The organism is Limnohabitans sp., from assembly GCF_031538885.1.
GTDB lineage: Bacteria > Pseudomonadota > Gammaproteobacteria > Burkholderiales > Burkholderiaceae_C > Limnohabitans.
In genome coordinates this window covers 1-20,934 of the sequence record NZ_JAVKLW010000042.1, presented here as the reverse complement: position 1 = coordinate 20,934, position 20,934 = coordinate 1, and the positions used below count along the sequence as shown (strand labels likewise).

The following is a 20,934-nucleotide window of genomic DNA, read 5'->3' as shown; positions in this document are numbered from 1 at the left end:
ATCAAAGAAGGGTTTACCAAAGCGCGTGAAAAGTCTCTCGAAGTTCATCAATTTGCGCCTGCGTCAAGGCGCTGGCTTGGCGGTCTGACATGAGCCAGAGCTTGGCAGTTTCTTCGAGTTCTTCAAGGACTGCGCTGGCCTCTGCGGGAGTTTGGTGCCACACGACAGGGCCGAGACGCTCCAGCATCACGGCACGAATGGGTTTTTGCTGTGCGGTGCTGTTGCGGATGTGCGCGGTGACTTCGGTGGCCACTGCGGCTGCGCCAGGGCGTTGGTAGGCCACCAGGGGCACATGCCCGACTTTCATCACGTAGTAGGGCGTTATGGGGGGGACGATGTCGGCCTTGTGCCAGACCCCTTGCAGGGTGAGGCTGACCAAGTGCGTGGCATGGGTGTGGATGACGCAGCGTGCGTGGGGGGCGGCGACGTAAATGCTTCGGTGCAGCGTCAGTGTTTTGGAAGCGTGGGCACCGCTGAGTTGCGCACCCTCGGCGCTGACATGGGCCAACTCGCTGGCCACCAAATGGCCAAGGCAAGCATCGGTGGGGGTGATTAAAAAGCTGCCGTCTTCCAGCTTGACGCTGATGTTGCCTGCGCTGGCATGCACATAGCCACATGCATAGAGTGACGCGCCGATGCGGCAAATTTCTTGGCGAGATGCGAGTTCGTTCATGTGCCTATGGCTTTCAACAACGCGAAGGATTTTGCAAAAAAATCCTGAGTGCCGAAATTTCCAGATTTCAAAGTGATGTGTACTGTATCGCCATGGCAGACGCTCGAACTCACCGAGGTCCACGGCACGCCGGGGTCAATTTGTGGGCCAATCACCAGGCGTTCGACGTCTAAAGCTTGCACCACCGCGCCTGAGGTTTCGCCACCCGCCACTACGAGTTGACGCACGCCTGCTTGCACCAAGCCTTTGGCGATGCGGGACAAGGTGCGCTCCACCAATTCGCCAGCATGGGCGACGCCCAATTGGTGTTGAATGGCTTTAACCGCTTCGGGCTCTGCGGTGGCATAGACCAACACCGGCCCGTGTGGGAGTTGTGGCACGGCCCAGTCAAGGGCTTGTTGCACCACATCAGCGCCCGCCGCGATGGCCAACGGATCCACCCCAAATGCGGGCTGGCCTGCTTGCTGCCAATGGCGCACTTGGGCATTGGTGGCCACTGAGCAACTGCCAGACACCACCGCTTGGTAGCCAGTGGCTTGTGGCAGGGTGTCGGCTTTGAGCTGGGTGGACAACGCACCACGCGCTTGCCAGTTCTGCGGCAAACCAATCGCTACGCCAGAGCCCGCCGTGACCAACGGTACATCGGCCAAGGCTTGCCCCATGTTGAGCAGGTCTTGGTTGCTGATGGCATCCACGACCGCCACACCCACGCCCTCGGCTTGCAAGGCTTGAAAGCGTGCCCGAATGGCATCGGGGCCGGCAGCCACGCAAGCGTGTTCGACCAGCCCGACCTTGCGTTGTGTTTGGGACTGCATGACGCGCACCAGATTGGCATCGGTCATGGGCGTCAAAGGATGGTGGCGCATACCGCTGTCAGAGAGCAGCACATCGCCCACGAACAAATGGCCTTTGAAGAGGGTGCGGTTGTTTTCGGGAAAGGCAGGGCAGGCCATGGTGAAGCCTTGGCCGTGCCCAAAGACGGCGTCCATCAAGGCCTCGGTCACGGGGCCGATGTTGCCTTCGGGGGTGGAATCAAAGGTGGAGCAGTATTTGAAGTAAATCTGCTCGACACCTTGCGCCTTGAGCCATGCATAGGCTTGCAGCGATTGGGCGATGGCGTCTTGGGCGGCGATGGTGCGGGACTTGAGTGCGACCACGATGGCGTCGGCATCGATGGCTTGGTGGTCCGATGGCACGCCGATGGTTTGCACCGTGCGCATGCCTGCACGCACCAAGTTGTTGGCCAGGTCTGTGGCACCCGTGAAGTCATCGGCAATGCAGCCCAGCAAGGGCTTTGAGGTGGCTTGGGTCATGTGTGTGTTCAGAACGTCAGCGCACAGGTGATGGCATGCGGGTGGCGTGAGGCATACGATTGAATGAGGCTCTTGACGGAGGTGTCCGCCACAAGTCCCAAACTTTTGGCGCGGTCGTTGTCAAATTGGCTAGGCCAGCAGCTCACGATGGCTTGGACTTTGGCATCGACTTGCCAATCGAGCAGCGCTGCCACATCGCTGCCAGCCACTTCTTTCAAGGCGTGTGCCATTTCCCCGACGGTGGTGGTGAGTGCAGGTAAGTTGACCGCTGTGGGCGCCCCCCATTGCGAGGCGGGGGTGGTCAGGGCGCACATCAAGCCTTGCATGGTTTTGTCGGTGGAGGCCAACGCCACACGGGTGTCGGCTGGCACAGGTACGGTACAGGCTTGGCCCGCCAAAGGCTCACGGAACATGCCACTCAAGAAACTGGAGGCTGCGCCGTTGGGCTTGCCCGGACGAACTGACACCGTCATCAAACGCACATTGCGGCCGTGGATAAGGCCTTTGCGTGTGAAGTCGGCCACCAGCTGCTCGACCATGAATTTTTGAATACCGTAGCTGCTTTGGGGGGTGGGTTGGTGTGTGTCGGAGATGCTGTCGGGCAGTGACTGTCCAGCGGGTGCGCCAAAGACGGCCACTGAGCTGGCAAACACAAACACGGGCTGCTGGGCTTGGTGGCGGGCGGCTTGCAGCAAGTTCAAAGAAGTTTGCAAATTACTTTGCAAACCCAAATCCAAATTGGCTTCGCAGTCGCCGCTGACGGCGGCGGCCAAGTGCACCACCGCATCGATGCCTTTGAGTTGCAGGGCTTGGGAGTGCAGCAGATGACTCAGGTCGCCCACCACGGCACGCACGCGGCTGTCTTGTTGCAAGTCGGCGGGGGGGGCGACGAGGTCGGTCATAACCACTTCGGTGATGGCGGCCGCGCCTTTGCCTTCCAAGTGAATGGCGGGCTGCTGGAGCAACTCGCGTGCGAGGCTGGTGCCCAAAAAGCCACTGCCGCCCGTAATCAGGATGCGCATACTTGAACCTCTGCGTTATTTGGCGTGTGGCAAGGTGATGCCGGGGAAGATTTTGATGACGGCGGCATCGTCCTCACGCCCATGGCCTGCAGTCGAGGCTTGCATGAACATTTGGTGTGCCGTGGAAGACAAGGGGAGTGGGAATTTGGTGGCGCGTGCCGTGTCGAGTACGAGCCCCAAATCTTTCACAAAAATATCAACGGCTGACAGTGGGGTGTAGTCGCCCTTCAAGACGTGGGCCATGCGGTTTTCAAACATCCAACTGTTGCCTGCGCTGTGGGTGATGACTTCATAAAGCGCATCCGCAGCCACGCCTTCGCGCAGACCCAAGGCCATGGCTTCTGCGGCGGCGGCAATGTGGACACCCGCCAGCAGTTGGTTGATGATTTTGACCTTGCTGCCATAGCCTGCGCGGCCCCCCAATTTGTAGACATTCGCGGCCATACATTCCAAGACGTGGCCCGCTTGTGCGTAAGCGTCGGCGTGACCGGAGGTCATCATGGTCATTTGGCCTGATGCCGCTTTGGCGGCACCGCCAGAAATCGGGGCGTCAAGGTACAAGAGGCCCATGTCGTTCAAACGCTTTTCAAGTGCCACCGACCAGTTGGGGTACACCGTGGAGCACATGATGAACAAAGCGCCGGGCTTCATCTGTGCGGCAGCACCGTCTTTGCCGAACAAGACTTGTTCGGTTTGCTCGGCATTTACGACGACGCTGACGATGATGTCCACTGATTTGGCTAACTCTGCTGGTGTTTTGCAGGCGGTACCACCTTCGTTGGCAAAGGCTTTCGCAGCGTCATGGCGTACATCACACACGCTGACGTGGTGGCCTGCACGACGCAGTGAACTGGCCATGCCGAGGCCCATGGCACCAAGGCCAATCACGCCGACTGAGCGCGCTCTGGGGGTGTTTGTTGTCATCAAGAAATTCCGTGTTTATTGAAAGCCGAAGGCATGCGGCGCCCACGTGCTCAAGGCGGGGATGAAGGTCAGCATGACCAAAATCAGGGCGTGTGCAATCAAGAAAGGTTTGAGTTCTCGGGTGAGTGCATCCAGCGGAACTTTGGCCACGTTGGAGGTGACGAACAGCAGTCCTCCGACGGGTGGTGTGATCATGCCCAGCGTCAAGTTGAAGATGACGACCATGGCAAAGTGAATCGGGTCAATGCCGAGCTTGGCGGCGACCGGTGCCAAGATGGGCACCAACACCATCACGCCGGGCAAAGGCTCAATGAAGATGCCAAAGATCAGCAAGAAGATGTTGACGGCGATCAAGAAGGTGAACGCAGACATGTCTTGTGCGCCCATCCATTCGGCCAGTTTGATGGGCAAACCATCGATGGTCAAAATCCAAGCAAAGGCGTTGGAGGTGCCGATGATGATGAGGACCGAGGCCGTCATTAACGCCGAGCGCGACAAGATGTCGGGCACTGCCTTCCATTCCAAGGTGCGGTAAATCCATTTGCCACAGACCAAGGCGTAGAACACGGAGACCACCGAGGCTTCAGTGGGTGTGAACCAACCGGCGCGCATGCCGCCCAAAATAATCACGGGCAACAAGAGTGCGGGGATGGCCTTCCAAGTGACGAGCATTTTTTCGGCAAATGTTTCGTTGCCGGGAATGCCTTTGTAGTTGCGTTGCTTTGACACATACCAGTTGACCACGGCCATGCCGCCAGCAATCAAGATGCCGGGGATGAAGCCCGCAATAAACAGAGCACCGACCGACACGCGATCGTCTTGCAAGGCATAGATGATCATGATGATGGAGGGAGGAATGATGGGGCCCACAATCGCGGTGGCTGCGGTCAGGGCTGCGGCATATGACTTGTCGTAGCCCGCTTTGTCCATCATGCGAATCATCATCGAACCCGGGCCTGCAGCATCGGCCAAGGCAGAGCCCGAGATGCCAGAGAAGAAGGTGAGGGAGACCACATTGGTGTAGCCCAAGCCACCGCGCTTGTGGCCGACAAACTGGGCGGCAAATTTGAGCAGCACTTCGGTGAGGGAGCCGCCACTCATCAGCTCGGCTGCCAAGATGAAAAACGGTACCGCCATGAGGGGAAAGCTGTCCACACCTTCGTAGGTTTGCTTGAGCAAGACGAACAGCGGAAAGTCAGCACCAAACACCAAGGCGGTGAGTGTGGAGAAACCCAAGGCAAATGCCACGGGGAAGCCAATCGCCAAATAAAAGCAACAGCTCAGAAGAAGGATGACACTCAGACTCATAGAGATGCGCTCGCAGTGGCGTCGAAATGTGAATCGGATGCGAAGGTGCGGGTGAGCACATAGTCGCGAACAATGAGGAGCCAGTGTGCGAGCAACAGCACGCCGCCAACAGGCATGGCGGTATAGACCCAAGACATCGAAATTTGTGTGGTTGGCGTCATTTGGAATTGAACTCGGTCCACATAGATGGCCCCATACCAAATGATGAAGATGAAAAAGCCTGTGAGCATCACAGCAATGAAGATGCGAACGGCCCGTGCCCAAGCAATGGGCAAACTGTCTTGTAAATTTTCGACAGCAATATGACCGCCGTAACGCAGCACAGGGCCTGCGCCTAAAAAGGTGAGCCACACCATCATGTAACGAGCCACTTCTTCAGCCCATTCAATAGATTGGTTGGTGGAGTAACGCAAGACCACGTTAGAGAAAATAATGATCGCCATGGCTGCAAGCAATGCAATCAGCACGCCTCGGTTGGCCATCATTAAATATTTTTCGAAAGATTTCATGGTGTGTCCCATGTTCAGCAAGCCAATGTTCTGGCTTGCTGAAAGGTGAAAAATGCCGATTACTTCACAGCTTGGATAGCTGCAATTTTGTCTACGCCAAATTCTTTGGCGTAGCTGGCGTAGAGGCCTTTGAGTGCGTCGTTGAAGCTGGCACTGTTGACCTTTTTGACCACTTGCATGCCTTCACGCTCGAGTTGAGCGATGCCGTTGGCTTCGTCGTCATTGACCTTTTTGCGAGTGGCGGCCACGCTCTTAGTGGCTGCGTCATAGAACGCTTTTTTGTCTGCATCGCTGAGCTTGTTCATGATGCGTGGTGACGTGATGATGAGGCCTGGTGAGTAAACGTGACCTGTGAGTGACAGGTGTTTTTGCACTTGAGAGAACTTGGAGGCCAAGATCACGGGGATGGGGTTTTCTTGACCATCTACAACGCCTTGTTGCAAGGCACCAAACACTTCTGGGAATGCCATAGGTGTGGGTTGAATGCCAAATGCGCGGTAGCCTTCCATATGAACTTTGTTTTCCATGGTGCGCATCTTCAAGCCGCTGGTATCTGCCGCGCTGACAATGGGGCGCTTGTTGTTGGTCATATGGCGAAAACCGTTCTCACTCCATGCCAAAGCGACCAAGCCGTGATCTGGGAATTTGGCCAACATGTCTTGGCCGATCTTGCCGTCCAACACTTTGCGTGCGTGGTCGTAGTCACGGAACAAGAAGGGGACGTCCACAATTTTCATCTCAGGCACAAAGTTGCCAACAGGGCCGGTGGAGGTGATGACTAAGTCTTGTGTGCCAATCTGCACAGCTTCCACTTGTTCACGTTCGCCACCCAAGGCGCTGGCAGGGTAGACCTGACATTTGTAGCGGCCCTGGGTGTTTTTGTCTAAGTTCTCGCAGAACACATTGGCACCAATGTCGTAGTGCGAACCTTTGGCCAGAACATGGCCCATTTTCAAGACGGTTTGTGCTTGTGTGGGGAACGCAGCAAATGCGGCTGTGGTGGCAAGGATGGTCACCCATTTTTTGCTGAAGAAAGTCGTTGACATTGTGTCTCCTGATAGTTAAGTGCCGCAACCCAAATAGCTCGGATGCCGTCAGGTTGTATGACAAATTATCCAGAAGGAATGGATGCGTCCGCTAGGGAGTAACCCGTGTGATGGGCTCAGGCTTTGGGTGTGTTGAGGCGTGTGCTGGTCGACTGTTGCGCCAGTGTGGTGCGCAGGCGATTGGCCAATGCGCGGCCTTGTGAGGTCCAGAAAACCGGATCCGCATTGCCAATGCGTTTGGCTGCATTCAGCATGTGCTTGGTTCCTGCCAAACGTGCGGCTTTAGCATCACCTTTTTCAATGGCTTGCACGATGGCGAGATGTTCGTCTCGCACGGCGTCTTCTAAGTCAGCACGCGTGGCTTCGTTGGCGCGGGTCACGCGGGTGGCGTTTTCAAGGAACTGATTCAGGTAGGACAGCGTGTCCAGCAGAAACGGGTTGTTGGCGGCGTGTGCAATGGCAGCATGAAAGGCGACATCCTCACTCACGCCATCGCCCCCGCTGGCCACGGCTTTGTCGAGTGCGCGCATGGCTTGCTTGATTTTTTGTAGCGACTTAGGCGTTCTGCGCTCTGCCGCCAGTGCCGCAGATTCGGCTTCGAGCGCACGCCTGACTTCCACGACCTTCAAGACCGCGTCGATGGAGCCATCGGGGATGAGTTTGAGTTTTCCCGCGTCGGGCAGTGGCAGTTGTTTGACAAAGGCACCAGAGCCTTGGCGCGTCTCAATCAGTCCTAAGGTTTTCAAGCGAGAAAAGGCTTCGCGCACCACCGTTCTACTGACACCGTATTGGGCAACCAAGGCGTTTTCGGTGGCGAGCTTTTCACCCGTTTTGAGTTTGCCTTCGCGAATGCTTGTTTCCAATGTCTGGGCCAGCTTTTCTGAAAGTGAGGCACCTAGTTGAGTGCGAAGCATATGTGGGATGGACTACTCGTGATGAGGGTGTGACAAAAGGTTTCCAAATCATATGCGACAAATTCAACGGGTGGACGCGCTTTGTCATTGCTGTGTGATGCAAGTCATACGCATGACGCGCGCAAGGAAGCAGGATCGAACGATCACAGGGTCAGTGCGTCCGCAAACTTCCTACTGCAAAGATGGGATGACGAAATGGATTTCTTACCCAAAAAATCGTGCTATCGACGTACACAATTGCACATCGGCACATCGTGAATTCCGTTGCAAATCACGCTGCAAATCCATGCGTTGTGCAGACCTCCCTTAGGTATGATGATTCATTCAAAGGAGCAGAGCATGGCTGATATCAATCCAACCAATAACAACCTCGTCATCGATGAGGGCATCACTTTCAAAGGCTCTATCTTTACGCTTGGCAAAGCCGTCATCAATGGCAACGTCATCGGCGAATTGGCGGCGGCACTTGTTGATTCACAGCACGGGCAAAGTGCTCGGCACCTTGAACTACCACGATTTGGAGATCTAACGCGGCGGTAAATTCAAAGGCAATTTGAATCAAAATAATCGGCTCTGAGCGATGATCCTGAACCGATTCTCCAATCGGCGCGAAGCCTTTTGGCGGGGCATCCGCGATGCCCTAGGCGCTCCCGTTCTAGTCCTGTTTGCCGGCATGGTCGGCTTTGGTGCCATGGGGCGCAGTCACGGTTTTGATGCTTGGATGACGGGCCTGACCAGTCTGCTGATGTTTGCATTGCCGGGACAAGTGGTGATGCTGGAGATGTTCATCTCTGGATCCTCCTTGCTGGCTATTGGCTTTGCCGTGATCTTGACTTCCACTCGTTTCATCACCATGGTGGTGACGCTGTTTCCCCAACTCCATCGACGCGATCGCAACCCACTGCTGTATCTGTGGGTGCACATGCTGGCCATGACGGCATGGGCGGTGTCGATGCGTGAGTTTCCGCGCATGTCCCCCAAGCACCGCTTGAATTACTTCATTGGCTTGGCCTTGCCATGTTGGTTGATCGCACCGATGGGTACGGTGCTTGGCTATGTCGTGGCAGGCTGGGTGCCTGCTGCGGTCACGCTGGGTTTGGTGTTCATCAACCCCTTGTTTTTTTTGCTCACGTTCACCGAGGTCAAGCCGTGGATCAATCGCATCGCGATTGGTTTGGGCTGCGTCTTGGGTCCGGCCTTTTATGTGTTGGATGCAAACAGCAGTTTGTTGCTGACCGGTTTGGTGGCGGGTACTTTGGCTTATGTGGCTGACCGCCGTTGGTTGCGCCCAGCGCCGGCAGAGGTGTTGCCATGAATGCCGAGATGCAAGGCGCGGGCGTGTGGCTGGCACTAAGTGCAGCTTGCATCGGTACCTACATTTGCCGCGCGGTTGGTGTGAAGTTGTCCGGCCACATTCACCAAGACAGTGAGGTGTTTCGCTGGCTCTCCGCCGTGACCTATGCCATGGTGGCCGCGCTGACCGTGCGCATGGTGGTGATGCCCTTGGGTTTGCTCGCCACCGTGCCTTTGCTGTTGCGGGTGCTGATTGGTGGCCTGAGTTTGGCGGTGATGGTGTCGCACCCGCAGCGCCGTTTGGTGCCGGCCTTGCTCACGGGCACCTTGCTGATGCTGGCGTATGGTGTGATTCGCGCCAACCCTTAGCCTTGAGCGGCGGTTGTAGCCCGAACCTACAATTCGCGGGCAACTTTAAGGCATCATGAATATCCTGATTTCCAATGACGATGGCTTTCAAGCCCCAGGCATCGTGGCTCTCTACGAAGCGCTTAAAGATTTAGGCCGTGTTGAGGTGGTCGCGCCTGAGCACAACAACAGTGCCAAGTCCAATGCGTTGACGCTGCATTCACCGCTGTATGTGAACCAAGCCAGCAACGGCTTTCGTTATGTGAATGGCACCCCCGCTGATTGCGTTCACATCGCGCTGACGGGCTTGCTGGATTACAAGCCCGATCTGGTGGTCTCGGGCATCAACAACGGCGCCAACATGGGCGACGACACGATTTACTCGGGTACCGTTGGTGCAGCCATGGAAGGGTATTTGTTTGGCGTGCCTGCCATAGCCTTCTCGCAAGTGGAGAAAGGCTGGGGCCATATCGATGCCGCCGCTGCCAAAGCCCGCGAGTTGGTGCAGCACATGATGCAAAAAACTCAGGTGGCGGGCGAGCCTTGGTTGTTGAATGTGAACATTCCCAACCACCCGCTAGCGCAGATCAAACCTTTGCGTGTGACGCGCCTGGGGCGCCGACATTCCGCCGAACGTGTTATCACACAAACCAGTCCACGCGGTGAAACCATGTACTGGATTGGCAGTGCGGGCGCTGCCAAAGACGACAGCGATGGCACCGATTTTCATGCCACCTTCGAAGGCCATGTGTCGGTCACGCCACTGCACGTGGACTTGACCGAGCATGCCAGTTTGCCTGCATGGTCGCAGCGTTTGCATGGGGCGCAGGCATGAAGCAGCGCCCCAGTTTTCCTGCACGCTTAGATTCAGGCAAGCCACAAGCGACGCCCAAAACATTGTTGGGGGCCACGCGGGTGGTCACGCCGCAGTCGATGGCGCGTAGCAAGGCCGCGGGTATGGTCAGCCCCACAGGGGTGGGCTTGGATTCATCCACCATCCGAGCGCGCATGGTACAAAAGTTGGCCGAGCAGGGCATTGCGGATGCAGGGGTGCTCGAGGCGATGGGCCGCGTGGAGCGTCACCGCTTTGTGGACAGTGCCTTGGTCAACCAGTCCTATGAGGACACCAGTTTGCCCATTGGTTTGGGACAAACCATTTCCAAGCCCAGTGTGGTGGCACGCATGATTGCTTTACTGCGCGAAGCACCTGGCCTGCAAGGCGAGCCGTGGATGGGGCGCGTGCTAGAGATTGGCACGGGTTGCGGCTACCAAGCGGCGGTGCTGGCATGTGTGGCACGTGAGGTGTACAGCATCGAGCGCTTGCGCGGCTTGCATGACAAAGCGCGGGAGAATTTGCGTCCTTTGCGCCTGCCCAATGTGCACATGATTTTTGGCGATGGGATGTTGGGCTACGCCCAAGGGGCGCCGTACAGCGCCATCATCTCTGCGGCAGGTGGCGATGCCGTGCCACAGGCTTGGATTGAGCAGTTGGCGATGGGCGGGCGCTTGGTTGCTCCAACCCAGACGAGTTCGGGGCAACAGGCCTTGGTGGTGATTGACAAAACTCCGCAAGGCTTGCAACAAGCGCTTTTAGAAGCGGTGAACTTCGTGCCTCTAAAATCAGGCATTGCTTGATTGGGAGAAAAACGCATGTTTCGTGCCGGTATGTGGGGTCTTGCTGCCCTGGTGACAGTGGCAGCGCTGTCGGGTTGCGCTAACAAAGGCCGCCTCGCGCCTGTGGATGACCACTCGATCAGTGGTGCCCGTGGTGGCGCCATACGCGTGTGGCCTGGTGCGGAGAACGCAGACAAGATCGGCTACTACACCGTCAAGCCCGGCGATACCTTGATTCGTATTGGTATGGACAACGGGCAAAGCTGGCGCGACATCATTCGTTGGAACAAATTGGACAACCCCAACTTGATTGAAACAGGGCAAGTGTTGCGTGTGGCACCTCCACCATCCGATGTGGCGGTCGCTGCGCCGCGGCCAGTAGCGTCCCAGCCTTCTGTCATGCCTGCCAAGCCAGTGGAGCCAGCCCTAGCCGCACCTGCGGCGGCTGATGATGCGCTCAACTTCCAATGGCCTGTGCTTGGTAATTTGATTGCTGGGTTCGACGAGTCTAAAAACAAAGGCTTGGACATTGCGGGCAAAGCGGGTGACCCTGTGCTTGCTTCAGCAGATGGCCGTGTTGTCTATGCTGGGGCTGGCTTGCGTGGCTACGGCAACCTCATCATCTTGAAGCACAACAACACTTACTTGACGGCTTATGCGCACAACCAAACCTTGTTGGTGAAAGAAGATCAAATCATCAAGCGCGGTCAAAAAATTGCGGAGATGGGCAACAGCGATGCAGACCAAGTGAAGCTGCATTTTGAGATTCGACGCCAAGGCAAGCCAGTAGACCCCGCTAAATATTTGCCGGGTAATTGATGACTGAGATTGCGACAGAAAAAAAATGGCCCGATCAAGCGCTGACCATCGAGTCGATAGACCTCGAAGCGCAAGGTGTGGCACACCGTCCCGATGGCAAAGTGGTGTTTGTGGAAGGTGCGTTGCCTTTTGAGGTGGTCCGTGCCAATGTGCATCGTAAAAAGGACAACTGGGAAAAAGCCTCTTTGCTGGAAGTTCTACAGGAGTCCTCGCAGCGCGTCACGCCCGGCTGCCCTCACTTTGGGTTACATGCCGGTGCGTGTGGCGGCTGCAAGATGCAGCACTTGGAGGCTTCGGCGCAAATTGCCGTCAAGCAACGTGCGCTAGAAGATAACCTGTGGCACTTGGGCAAGGTCAAGCCTGAAGCCCTGTTACCTCCTATCCAAGGCCCTTCATGGGGCTACCGCTACCGCGCCCGTTTGTCGGTGCGCTATGTGGTGAAGAAGGGCGAGGTGCTGGTGGGCTTTCACGAGCGCAAGAGCCGCTATGTGGCCGACATGCGCCAATGCCGTGTTTTGCCGCCGCACGTCAACGCCATGCTCATGCCGCTGCGCCATCTCATTGGCCGCATGGAGGCCCGTGAAACCTTGCCGCAAATTGAGTTGGCTTGTGGCGACCACGTAACGGCGATGGTGCTACGCCATATGGAGCCTTTGAGCGAAAGTGACATGGCCGCTTTGCGTACCTTTGCCGACAAGCACCAGGTGCAATGGTGGCTGCAATCCAAAGGCCCAGACACAGTGCGCTTGATGAAGGGCGCGTTGGGCGAACCGCTGTCTTATGCCTTGCCTGAGTTTGGCATCACTATGCCGTTCAAGCCGACGGATTTCACGCAGGTCAACCCACACATCAACCGGGTCTTGGTGACGCGTGCGTTGCGTTTACTGGCCGTGCAATCGCATGAGCGGGTGATTGACTGGTTCTGCGGTTTGGGTAACTTCACACTGCCTTTGTCCACGTTTGCCAGCGAGGTGTTGGGCATTGAAGGCAGCGAGGCTTTGGTGGTGCGCTCTGGTGAGAACTATGTGTTCAATCAAGCCAACCGTGATAAGCCCTTGGCACCGACGAGTTTTGTGGCGCGCAACCTGTTTGAAATGACGCCCGAGTTGTTGCGCCAAGATGGCGCTGCCGACAAATGGCTGGTCGACCCGCCGCGTGAAGGTGCGTTCTCGCTGGTGCAGGCACTGGCCGAAATGCATCAACAACCCGAGCTTCGCCAAGGTTGGATGCCGCCCAAGCGCATTGTGTATGTCAGCTGTAACCCCTCTACTTTGGCGCGTGATGCCGGTGTGTTGGTGACTTCAGCGGGGTATCGCATGACGTATGCAGGCGCGGTCAACATGTTCCCGCACACGGCCCATGTCGAGAGCATGGCAGTGTTTGATGTGAGCTGAAACGCAGAGGCAAAAAAAGGGACCGTGAGTTCCCTTTTTTATGGATGTTTTAGAAGCGTTTACTCGCGTTCGCCACCAAAAATTCCCAACAAGGCCAACAGGCTTTGGAAGACGTTGACGATATCCAAGTACAAGGTCAGTGTGGCGCTGATGTAGTTGGTTTCGCCGCCGTCCATCACTTGTTTGAGGTCATACAACATGAAGGCACTGAAGATGGCCATGGACAACACGGAGATCACCATCATTCCAGCAGAGGAGCCCACAAACACGTTGATGATGCTGCCCACCATCAAGACCACCACACCGACCATCAGCCACTTGCCCATGCCAGAGAGGTCGCGTTTGATGACCGTGGCCAAGCTGGCCATCACGAAAAACACGCCTGCGGTGCCTGCAAACGCCGTCATCACCAGTTCCGCGCCGTTCTTAAAGCCCAGCACCATGGCGATCATGCGCGAGAGCATGAGGCCCATGAAGAAGGTGAAGCCCAAGAGCACGTAGACGCCAGTGGCGCTTTCTTTGGTGCGCTCAATGGCGTAAATGAAGCCGAAAGCGCCAGCCAACATCAAAATCATGCCCATGACGCCAGAGATGGCGTAGCTGATGCCCGTGGTCACGCCAACCCATGCGCCCAAAACGGTGGGCAGCATGCTCAGTGCGAGCAACCAATAGGTGTTGCGCACCACGCGATTGCGTTCTTGTGTGGGCAAGACGTAGTAGTCAATGTTTTGAATGTGTTCATTCATGTTTAGCTCTCCAGTAAAACCTGATGATTTAGATAAAGCGCATTCTAGAGGTTTCAACTGTGCAAGGGCTATCGCTTATTTTTATTGCGGTTAATTTTGTATTTGGGTGGGGTAGTGGGGCTTGCAGAATCGGTATGCTTAGGGTTTTACGACTCCTCAAACTTATTCCTTATGAAGACCAAACACTTTCTCGAAACCGCAGATGTCAAAGCCATTGCCGCAGCCGCTGAAGCCGAGGCGTTGAAACACAATTGGCCTGTGACCATTGCCATCGTGGACGACGGCGGCCACTTGCTGTCGCTGCAACGTTTGGACGGCGCCGCACCGATTTCTTCTCACATCGCACCAGCCAAAGCTCACACGGCCGCGCTGGGTCGTCGCGAGAGCAAGATTTACGAGGACGTCATAAACGGTGGCCGCATTTCTTTCTTGAGTGCCCCTGAAGTCAAAGGCATGTTGGAAGGCGGTGTGCCGATCATCAAGGAAGGCCAATGCCTCGGTGCAGTGGGCGTGAGCGGCGTGAAGTCCAACGAAGATGCGCAAATTGCCAAGGCGGGCATTGCTGCTATCGGCCTGTAAACCACGACTTGAACTACAAGTCCCCGTAGCGCTTGGATGGTGCTGCGGGGATTTTTTGTGGGTGCTTGCGATCAGTAAATCAAACGTTCAGGGTTGATTTCTTGCAAGATGGTGGTGGCAATTTCTTCAATGCTTTTGTTGGTGGTGGACAACCAACGGATGCCTGCACGGCGCATCATGGCTTCTGCTTCGGCGACTTCATGGCGGCAGTTTTGCAAGCTGGCGTATTTAGAGTTAGGACGACGTTCGTTGCGAATTTCACTCAATCGCTCGGGTTGGATGGTCAAGCCAAAAATCTTCTTTTTGTGAGGCATCAAGGCGGGGGGGAGCTGGCGGCGCTCAAAGTCTTCGGGGATGAGCGGGTAGTTTGAGGCTTTGAGTCCGTGCTGCATGGCCAAATACAGGCTGGTGGGGGTTTTGCCGCTGCGGCTCACACCGACCAAGATCACGTCAGAGGATTCCAAATCCCGGTTCAACTGCCCATCGTCATGGGCGAGGCTGAAGTTGATGGCCTCAATGCGGTCGTGGTATTCCTTACTCTTGCTGGGGTCTGAGAAGCGGCCTACGCGGTGGTTGGATTTGATACCAAGCTCTTGTTCTAGCGGATTCACAAAGGTACCGAACATGTCCATCAGCATGCTTTTACCTTGGCACCCGTCTTGAATCACTCCAAGTACCTCCATATTCACCAAGGTGGTGAACACAATGGGTTTACGTCCTTCAATTTCTCCAGTGTGAATGATTTGACGGACCGCTTGGTGTGCTTTGTCGGCCGAATCGACAAATGGAATCCGGATGTGGCGAAATTTGACTTCGAACTGCGCCAAGATGGCGTTACCAAAGGTTTCAGCAGTAATGCCAGTGCCGTCAGACACAAAGAAAACGGTGGGGTTGGGCATGAAAAACTTTCAAAAGGGATCACGTGGCGGGGTGAGGCAGCGTGTTGTCGGCCACCTACAATGATGCATTAAATTTCGCCACGCAGACTGATCGACCGATTCAAACAACACCTAAGTCGCCGCCCTGCATGGTCGCACCCGTTTTAACTTTTGGAGCCTGTCTATGACTGCACTTTTCAGCCCCACCGCCTTGGTGGTTCCCTTTGAAAAACTTCGAATGACGGACGTCGAATCGGTGGGCGGTAAAAACGCTAGCCTCGGCGAAATGATTTCACAATTGCCCACAGATGTTCGCGTGCCCACGGGCTTTGCCACCACTGCCCATGCTTTTCGTGAATTTTTGGCGTACGACGGTTTGGCAGACAAAATCAACGCTCGTTTGAACAAGCTCGACACCGAAGACGTGCGGGCCTTGGCTGAGGCCGGTGCTGAAATCCGCGCGATGGTCGAAGCCCAGCCTTTCCCGGCCGACTTGCAAAAAGCCATTGCCGATGCGTTTGCCACCTTGTCTGCTGGCAATGCCGCCGCCACGTTTGCTGTGCGTTCATCCGCTACCGCTGAAGATTTGCCTGATGCTTCGTTTGCGGGTCAGCAAGAAACCTTTTTGAACGTACATGGCATCGACGAAGTGCTGCACAAGATGAAGGAAGTATTTGCTTCTCTCTACAACGACCGCGCCATCAGCTACCGGGTGCACAAGGGCTTTGCCCACGCCGATGTGGCTTTGTCTGCCGGTGTGCAGCGCATGGTGCGCTCAGACTTAGGCGCTGCGGGTGTGATGTTCACCATCGACACCGAATCAGGCTTTGAAGACGTGGTGTTCATCACCTCAAGCTATGGCCTAGGCGAGACGGTGGTGCAGGGCGCGGTGAATCCGGATGAGTTTTATGTGCACAAGCCAACCCTGAAGGCTGGCAAGCGTGCGGTGATTCGCCGCAACTTGGGCTCCAAGCTCTTGCAAATGGAGTTCTCCACAGCTGAAGAGAAAAAAGCCACGGGCAAATTGGTCAAGACCACCGATGTGCCCACGGAATTGCGCAACCGTTATTCATTGACCGACGCAGATGTAGAGCAATTGGCGCATTACGCCACGGTGATTGAGGCGCATTACGGTCGTCCCATGGACATCGAATGGGGCAAAGACGGCACAGACGGCCTTTTGTATATCTTGCAAGCGCGTCCAGAAACGGTGAAGAGCCAAGCCAAAGGCCAATCAGAGTTCCGCTACAAGCTCAAAGGCCACAGCACCGTGTTGGCCGAAGGCCGCGCGATTGGTCAAAAGATTGGTACCGGCCCTGTGCGCTTGGTGCACAACATCAGCGAGATGGACAAGGTTCAACCCGGCGATGTACTGGTGACCGACATGACCGACCCCAACTGGGAGCCCGTGATGAAGCGTGCCAGCGCCATCGTGACCAACCGTGGTGGCCGTACTTGTCATGCCGCCATCATTGCGCGTGAATTGGGCATCCCTGCGGTGGTGGGTTGCGGTGACGCGACCGAGCGCCTCAAAGACGGCACCTTGGTGACGGTGAGCTGCTCTGAAGGCGATACCGGCATGATTTACGACGGTTTGCTTGAAACCGAAGTGACCGAAGTGCAACGCGGTGACATGCCCAAGATCCACACCAAGATCATGATGAACGTCGGCAACCCGCAGTTGGCGTTTGACTTCTGCCAGTTGCCCAACGAAGGTGTGGGCTTGGCTCGTTTGGAGTTCATCATCAACAACAACATTGGTGTCCACCCCAAGGCGATTCTTGACTACCCCAATGTGGATGCTGATTTGAAGAAGGCGGTGGAGTCGGTGGCCCGTGGCCATGCCTCACCGCGTGCTTTCTATGTGGACAAAGTGGCCGAAGGTATTGCCACCATTGCTGCGGCGTTCTATCCCAAGCCCGTCATCGTGCGGCTGTCGGACTTCAAGTCCAACGAGTACCGCAAACTGATTGGTGGCAGTCGCTACGAACCTGAGGAAGAAAACCCGATGTTGGGCTTCCGTGGTGCAGCGCGCTACATCAGCGAAGACTTCGGCGAAGCCTTTGCCATGGAGTGCGAAGCCATGCGTCGCGTGCGCGAAGACATGGGTTTGACCAACGTGCAAGTCATGGTGCCCTTTGTGCGAACCTTGGGCCAAGCTGAGCGCGTGACCAACTTGTTGGCCGAGCACGGCTTGAAGCGCGGCGTGAACGACCTCAAGGTCATCATGATGTGTGAAGTGCCTAGCAACGCGATCCTTGCTGACGACTTCTTGAAGTTCTTTGACGGCTTCTCCATCGGCTCCAACGACTTGACTCAACTCACCTTAGGGCTAGACCGTGACTCTGGCTTGGAGTTGCTGGCCGCTGACTTCGACGAACGTGATCCTGCGGTGAAGGTCTTGCTTCGCAAAGCGATTGCGGCTTGCTTGGCGCAAGGCAAGTATGTTGGCATCTGCGGTCAAGGCCCCAGCGACCATCCTGACTTTGCGCACTGGTTGGCTGACGAGGGCATCAGTTCGATCTCGCTCAACCCAGACAGCGTGATTGACACGTGGAAGTCATTGGCGAAGTAAGACATCATTGATGCGACAGCTGCCAGCAGCCTCTGACGACGAGGTTTCTTCTCCCCTAGAGCTTGCAAGTTCAGATAATTTGCAAGTTCGTGGGTGGTGGGGTTTGTTGGGGTTGTTCGTCTTGACCGTGGGATCTTTGGCGCTAGCTTGGTTGCTGCCAAACATGACGATGCTGCATTTTTTGTGGATCGCGCAAACCGTGCCTATCCTTTACTTTCTGTTGGCTTGGTGGGGCACGCAAGTGCCTCCTCAAAATGACCATGCGTCTTAAGTCTTGGCCGTGGCGTTTGTTGCTGGGTGGCTTTGCGGGCTTGGTACTGGTCACGCTGCTCTTGTTGTTGGCTGACTTGGCGGGTGTTCCCCGTGCCTTGGTGAACGGGTTCTTCTTGGTACTGTCGATCATTGGGTATGCCGTGATTGGCATGTTTTGTCGAACCACAATTCCTGAAGAGTATTTTGTCGCTGGGCGACGCATCAGTGCGCCATTGAATGGCATGGCCACTGCCGCTGACTGGATTTCTGCGGCTTCCTTTCTGGGCTTGACGGGGCTGCTGCTGTCTGATGGCTTGGTGGGGGACGGCCAGCATCCGGGAGGCTTGGCCTATCTTTTAGGATGGACGGGAGGGTTTTGTCTTTTAGGTTTTCTATTCGCGGCCAAACTCAATGTGTCGCAAGCCGTCACCATTCCTGAGTTCTTAGGACGCCGCTTCAACAGTGTCGCTGTGCGTTGGTTGGCTGCGTGGGGTGCTATTTTGTGTTCCAGCATTTATCTGGTGGCGCAAATTTATGGCATTGGCTTGGTGGCCTCCATGTTGTCGGGGCTCACGTTTGAGTTGGGAGTGTTCTTGGCCTTGGGTGGCGTGCTCTTGTGTTCGTTCTTAGGCGGCATGCGTGCTGTGACGTGGACGCAAGGCGTTCAGTGCGTGGTCATTGTGGTATCAATGGTGGTGCTGGGCATGGCGGTGTCATTCAAGACACAAGGTCACCCGTTTGTCACTGTCGCAGCGGCACAGTCGTTGCCGCAGATTGAAGCGCGAGCCCAACAAATTGAAGTCGATCCGGCTGAGCAGTCAACGCGCGAGGTGATCCGTCTGCGCATGAGTCATTTAGACGCAAAGATCGCCGACCCTGTGTATGCGCGTGAGGTCGAGCGTCAAATGGTGATGCGTCAAGTGGCGAAGGCCAAAACCGAGAATGCACCGCTGCGTGAAATTCAGCGCTTAGAAGCAAATCCTGCATGGCGCGAGTCCACGGTTGATCGCTTGGTCGGTGCTTGGCAATCTGAGCGAGAGGTGCTGGCGCAAGCCATCAGCCGCCCCGTGGGATTTCAGGCGCCTAACTTGGAGGGATGGAATCAGGGTTGGTTCAACAGCCTTGCTTTGGTTTTTTGTTTGATGTTGGGCACGGCGGCATTGCCGCATGTGCTAGTGCGCTCTTACACAACGGCCACGCCTGCGGATGCACAACGCTCGGTCGTTTGGGCGCTTTTCATCATCGTGGTTGTCTACCTGTGTGCCTCTTCCTTGGCGGTATTGCTCAAGTCCTTCGTGTTGACGGAGTTGGTCGGGGCACATTTAGACCAACTTCCCGATTGGGCGGATCGTTTGAAATTGCGCAAGCTGGCGCTGTTGAGTATTCAAGATCACAACCAAGATGGCATTGTTCAATTTGCAGACATCCGTTTGTTCAATGACTACCTCGTGTTGGGTGTGCCTGAGATCACACACATTTCCTCGGTGTTCACGGGCTTGTTAGCCGCGGGTGCTTTAGCCGCTGCACTTTCAACAGCAGATGGCTTGTTGCTCACCATTTCTAATGCATTGGCGCAAGATTTGTACTTTCAAACCGCAGACCCACATGCACCTCCGCTGCGCCGGGTCATGCTGTCCAAAATTTTGTTGATGGTGGTTGCCTTGTTAGCCGCTTGGTTTGCCACCAACCGTCCTGTGAGTATTTTGTTTTGGGTCACCTGCGCTTTTTCTTTGGCAGCGTCAACCTTCTTCCCAGTGATGTTGCTCGGCATTTATTGGCGTGGCATGACACGCATCGGTGCTGTTGCAGCCATGGTGTCAGGCTTGGCGGTGAGCTTGTACTACATCGCATCCAACCATGCTTGGGTTCAGATGCACTTTCACCTCCACGCCGCGGATACCTTGTGGTGGGGATTGGACTCCGTTTGTTCGGGCGTTTTTGGTGTTCCGGTGGGTTTGTGCGTGGGCGTTTTGGTGAGTAGGTTTGTGCGTGATTCAAATTAAGTTCGATGTGTTCTTATTTATGACCATACCTCGCATCCTGCGCAAGCGCCATCAAAATCATTTTTCACAGAGCCATTGCCAATCAACATGCCCATGAGATGTTCATCACGCTGCCGACCGAAAATCGCTCATTTGCGGGTTACAATAAGCGTATCGGGGCGTAGCGCAGCCTGGTAGCGCATCTGGTTTGGGACCAGAGGGTCGTAGGTTCGAATCCTATCGCCCCGACCACAAAAGCAAAAAAGGCCTCGTAGTGCGAGGCCTTTTTTCATTTCTGTCCGTAGCTCAGTTGGATAGAGCAACAACCTTCTAAGTTGTGGGTCACAGGTTCGATTCCTGTCGGACAGGCCATCTCTTTGATCAGTTGAACAACCAATCTGGGTTCAACGCCACGTAGCAATTCTTTTCTCCGATCAACTGCCCGTCTGGACTCACACAGAAATTGGCACAACGAAACTTCTTGTCGCCTGTCAGCACGTAGGAACGATAATTTTTTTTGCTTTTGATGTCCGTCTTGTTCTTGGGTTAGAGCATCACGATACGCGTGGAATCGCATTGATTTCCGACTTTGAGGCTTATCTCTTTTGGAGGCGGATTCAAGGACGAAGTGCAACACGCTTTAACGAGGCATGGAATACCTCGTGAGGTGTCTTGAATCCTAGTCGCTTTCTGGGGCGGTGATTCAATCGGTTTTCAATCATAGTCAATTCCTCATCCGTCACGG

At 55.6% G+C, this 20,934-nt stretch carries 20 protein-coding genes and 2 tRNA genes; 12 read left to right on the top strand and 10 right to left on the bottom strand.

Annotated elements, in window-relative coordinates; all coding sequences use genetic code 11:
* Positions 1-13: 13 nt before the first annotated feature.
* The 8 genes from RMS03_RS02775 to RMS03_RS02740 form a co-directional block, all read right to left on the bottom strand.
* Complete coding sequence (locus RMS03_RS02775) at positions 14-673, bottom strand: aldolase (RefSeq protein ID WP_310625586.1); 660 nt, start codon at positions 671-673, stop codon at positions 14-16.
* Positions 670-1,986: a 3-oxo-tetronate kinase gene (otnK, locus tag RMS03_RS02770; protein WP_310625585.1), complete on the bottom strand. Its 1,317-nt coding sequence runs from the start codon at positions 1,984-1,986 to the stop codon at positions 670-672. The genes RMS03_RS02775 and otnK overlap by 4 nt, the downstream gene beginning before the upstream one ends.
* Positions 1,987-1,994: 8 nt before the next feature.
* Entirely contained in the window at positions 1,995-3,008 is a 1,014-nt protein-coding gene (denD, locus tag RMS03_RS02765) for a D-erythronate dehydrogenase (RefSeq protein ID WP_310625584.1), read from the bottom strand.
* Positions 3,009-3,023: 15 nt separating this feature from the next.
* Positions 3,024-3,932 (bottom strand): L-threonate dehydrogenase, encoded by a 909-nt coding sequence (ltnD, locus tag RMS03_RS02760; protein ID WP_310625583.1) that lies wholly within the window; start codon positions 3,930-3,932, stop codon positions 3,024-3,026.
* Between the two features lie 15 nt (positions 3,933-3,947).
* Entirely contained in the window at positions 3,948-5,240 is a 1,293-nt protein-coding gene (locus RMS03_RS02755) for a TRAP transporter large permease (RefSeq protein WP_310625582.1), read from the bottom strand.
* Positions 5,237-5,749 carry a TRAP transporter small permease gene (locus RMS03_RS02750; protein WP_310625581.1) on the bottom strand — a complete coding sequence of 171 codons (513 nt, stop codon included), beginning with the start codon at positions 5,747-5,749 and terminating at the stop codon, positions 5,237-5,239. The genes RMS03_RS02755 and RMS03_RS02750 overlap by 4 nt, the downstream gene beginning before the upstream one ends.
* A 59-nt stretch (positions 5,750-5,808) precedes the next feature.
* Entirely contained in the window at positions 5,809-6,795 is a 987-nt protein-coding gene (locus RMS03_RS02745) for a TRAP transporter substrate-binding protein (protein ID WP_310625580.1), read from the bottom strand.
* 116 nt (positions 6,796-6,911) lie between these two features.
* A complete protein-coding gene (locus tag RMS03_RS02740; protein WP_310625579.1) occupies positions 6,912-7,709 on the bottom strand; it encodes an FCD domain-containing protein in 798 nt (265 codons plus the stop codon).
* Positions 7,710-8,048: 339 nt separating this feature from the next.
* Between RMS03_RS02740 and RMS03_RS02735 the strand changes: the two genes are divergently transcribed.
* The 7 genes from RMS03_RS02735 to rlmD are packed head-to-tail and all read left to right on the top strand — an operon-like array spanning position 8,049 to position 13,177.
* Positions 8,049-8,249: a hypothetical protein gene (locus tag RMS03_RS02735; RefSeq protein ID WP_310625578.1), complete on the top strand. Its 201-nt coding sequence runs from the start codon at positions 8,049-8,051 to the stop codon at positions 8,247-8,249.
* 40 nt (positions 8,250-8,289) lie between these two features.
* Positions 8,290-9,024: an AzlC family ABC transporter permease gene (locus RMS03_RS02730; RefSeq protein WP_310625577.1), complete on the top strand. Its 735-nt coding sequence runs from the start codon at positions 8,290-8,292 to the stop codon at positions 9,022-9,024.
* Positions 9,021-9,371: an AzlD domain-containing protein gene (locus tag RMS03_RS02725; protein ID WP_310625576.1), complete on the top strand. Its 351-nt coding sequence runs from the start codon at positions 9,021-9,023 to the stop codon at positions 9,369-9,371. Before RMS03_RS02730 ends, RMS03_RS02725 begins: the two co-directional genes overlap by 4 nt.
* A gap of 55 nt (positions 9,372-9,426) precedes the next feature.
* On the top strand, positions 9,427-10,185 hold the full coding sequence (gene surE, locus RMS03_RS02720; protein WP_310625575.1) for a 5'/3'-nucleotidase SurE: 759 nt from the start codon (positions 9,427-9,429) through the stop codon (positions 10,183-10,185).
* A complete protein-coding gene (locus RMS03_RS02715) occupies positions 10,182-10,985 on the top strand; it encodes a protein-L-isoaspartate(D-aspartate) O-methyltransferase (protein WP_310625574.1) in 804 nt (267 codons plus the stop codon). The genes surE and RMS03_RS02715 overlap by 4 nt, the downstream gene beginning before the upstream one ends.
* A 15-nt stretch (positions 10,986-11,000) precedes the next feature.
* Complete coding sequence (locus RMS03_RS02710) at positions 11,001-11,783, top strand: peptidoglycan DD-metalloendopeptidase family protein (RefSeq protein ID WP_310625573.1); 783 nt, start codon at positions 11,001-11,003, stop codon at positions 11,781-11,783.
* Positions 11,783-13,177, top strand: a complete 1,395-nt coding sequence (gene rlmD, locus RMS03_RS02705) for a 23S rRNA (uracil(1939)-C(5))-methyltransferase RlmD (protein WP_310625572.1) — start codon at positions 11,783-11,785, stop codon at positions 13,175-13,177. The genes RMS03_RS02710 and rlmD overlap by 1 nt, the downstream gene beginning before the upstream one ends.
* A 59-nt stretch (positions 13,178-13,236) precedes the next feature.
* Here rlmD and RMS03_RS02700 read toward each other — a convergent pair whose 3' ends face one another.
* Positions 13,237-13,923, bottom strand: a complete 687-nt coding sequence (locus tag RMS03_RS02700) for a Bax inhibitor-1 family protein (RefSeq protein ID WP_310625571.1) — start codon at positions 13,921-13,923, stop codon at positions 13,237-13,239.
* A 171-nt stretch (positions 13,924-14,094) separates the two neighbouring features.
* Here RMS03_RS02700 and RMS03_RS02695 point away from each other — a divergent pair, with 171 nt between their 5' ends.
* Positions 14,095-14,502 carry a heme-binding protein gene (locus RMS03_RS02695; protein ID WP_310625570.1) on the top strand — a complete coding sequence of 136 codons (408 nt, stop codon included), beginning with the start codon at positions 14,095-14,097 and terminating at the stop codon, positions 14,500-14,502.
* Positions 14,503-14,573: 71 nt separating this feature from the next.
* Here the strand turns inward: RMS03_RS02695 and RMS03_RS02690 are convergent, their stop codons facing one another.
* On the bottom strand, positions 14,574-15,401 hold the full coding sequence (locus RMS03_RS02690; protein ID WP_310625569.1) for a pyruvate, water dikinase regulatory protein: 828 nt from the start codon (positions 15,399-15,401) through the stop codon (positions 14,574-14,576).
* Positions 15,402-15,564: 163 nt separating this feature from the next.
* On the opposite strand from RMS03_RS02690, the gene ppsA reads away from it, so the two are divergent.
* The 4 genes from ppsA (at position 15,565) to RMS03_RS02670 (ending at position 20,561) form a co-directional block, all read left to right on the top strand.
* Complete coding sequence (gene ppsA, locus RMS03_RS02685) at positions 15,565-17,955, top strand: phosphoenolpyruvate synthase (RefSeq protein ID WP_310625568.1); 2,391 nt, start codon at positions 15,565-15,567, stop codon at positions 17,953-17,955.
* Between the two features lie 254 nt (positions 17,956-18,209).
* Entirely contained in the window at positions 18,210-20,210 is a 2,001-nt protein-coding gene (locus RMS03_RS02680; RefSeq protein WP_310625567.1) for a VC_2705 family sodium/solute symporter, read from the top strand.
* Positions 20,211-20,364: 154 nt separating this feature from the next.
* A tRNA-Pro gene (locus RMS03_RS02675) sits at positions 20,365-20,441 on the top strand.
* 43 nt (positions 20,442-20,484) lie between these two features.
* Positions 20,485-20,561: transfer RNA gene (locus RMS03_RS02670), tRNA-Arg, on the top strand.
* Positions 20,562-20,934 lie beyond the last annotated feature (373 nt).

Coding starts and splice junctions, on each gene's coding strand:
- RMS03_RS02775 (WP_310625586.1), bottom strand. CDS start 673: ATGAACGAACTCGCATCTCGCCAAGAAATTTGCCGCATCGGCGCGTCA.
- otnK (WP_310625585.1), bottom strand. CDS start 1,986: ATGACCCAAGCCACCTCAAAGCCCTTGCTGGGCTGCATTGCCGATGAC.
- denD (WP_310625584.1), bottom strand. CDS start 3,008: ATGCGCATCCTGATTACGGGCGGCAGTGGCTTTTTGGGCACCAGCCTC.
- ltnD (WP_310625583.1), bottom strand. CDS start 3,932: ATGACAACAAACACCCCCAGAGCGCGCTCAGTCGGCGTGATTGGCCTT.
- RMS03_RS02755 (WP_310625582.1), bottom strand. CDS start 5,240: ATGAGTCTGAGTGTCATCCTTCTTCTGAGCTGTTGCTTTTATTTGGCG.
- RMS03_RS02750 (WP_310625581.1), bottom strand. CDS start 5,749: ATGAAATCTTTCGAAAAATATTTAATGATGGCCAACCGAGGCGTGCTG.
- RMS03_RS02745 (WP_310625580.1), bottom strand. CDS start 6,795: ATGTCAACGACTTTCTTCAGCAAAAAATGGGTGACCATCCTTGCCACC.
- RMS03_RS02740 (WP_310625579.1), bottom strand. CDS start 7,709: ATGCTTCGCACTCAACTAGGTGCCTCACTTTCAGAAAAGCTGGCCCAG.
- RMS03_RS02735 (WP_310625578.1), top strand. CDS start 8,049: ATGGCTGATATCAATCCAACCAATAACAACCTCGTCATCGATGAGGGC.
- RMS03_RS02730 (WP_310625577.1), top strand. CDS start 8,290: ATGATCCTGAACCGATTCTCCAATCGGCGCGAAGCCTTTTGGCGGGGC.
- RMS03_RS02725 (WP_310625576.1), top strand. CDS start 9,021: ATGAATGCCGAGATGCAAGGCGCGGGCGTGTGGCTGGCACTAAGTGCA.
- surE (WP_310625575.1), top strand. CDS start 9,427: ATGAATATCCTGATTTCCAATGACGATGGCTTTCAAGCCCCAGGCATC.
- RMS03_RS02715 (WP_310625574.1), top strand. CDS start 10,182: ATGAAGCAGCGCCCCAGTTTTCCTGCACGCTTAGATTCAGGCAAGCCA.
- RMS03_RS02710 (WP_310625573.1), top strand. CDS start 11,001: ATGTTTCGTGCCGGTATGTGGGGTCTTGCTGCCCTGGTGACAGTGGCA.
- rlmD (WP_310625572.1), top strand. CDS start 11,783: ATGACTGAGATTGCGACAGAAAAAAAATGGCCCGATCAAGCGCTGACC.
- RMS03_RS02700 (WP_310625571.1), bottom strand. CDS start 13,923: ATGAATGAACACATTCAAAACATTGACTACTACGTCTTGCCCACACAA.
- RMS03_RS02695 (WP_310625570.1), top strand. CDS start 14,095: ATGAAGACCAAACACTTTCTCGAAACCGCAGATGTCAAAGCCATTGCC.
- RMS03_RS02690 (WP_310625569.1), bottom strand. CDS start 15,401: ATGCCCAACCCCACCGTTTTCTTTGTGTCTGACGGCACTGGCATTACT.
- ppsA (WP_310625568.1), top strand. CDS start 15,565: ATGACTGCACTTTTCAGCCCCACCGCCTTGGTGGTTCCCTTTGAAAAA.
- RMS03_RS02680 (WP_310625567.1), top strand. CDS start 18,210: ATGACCATGCGTCTTAAGTCTTGGCCGTGGCGTTTGTTGCTGGGTGGC.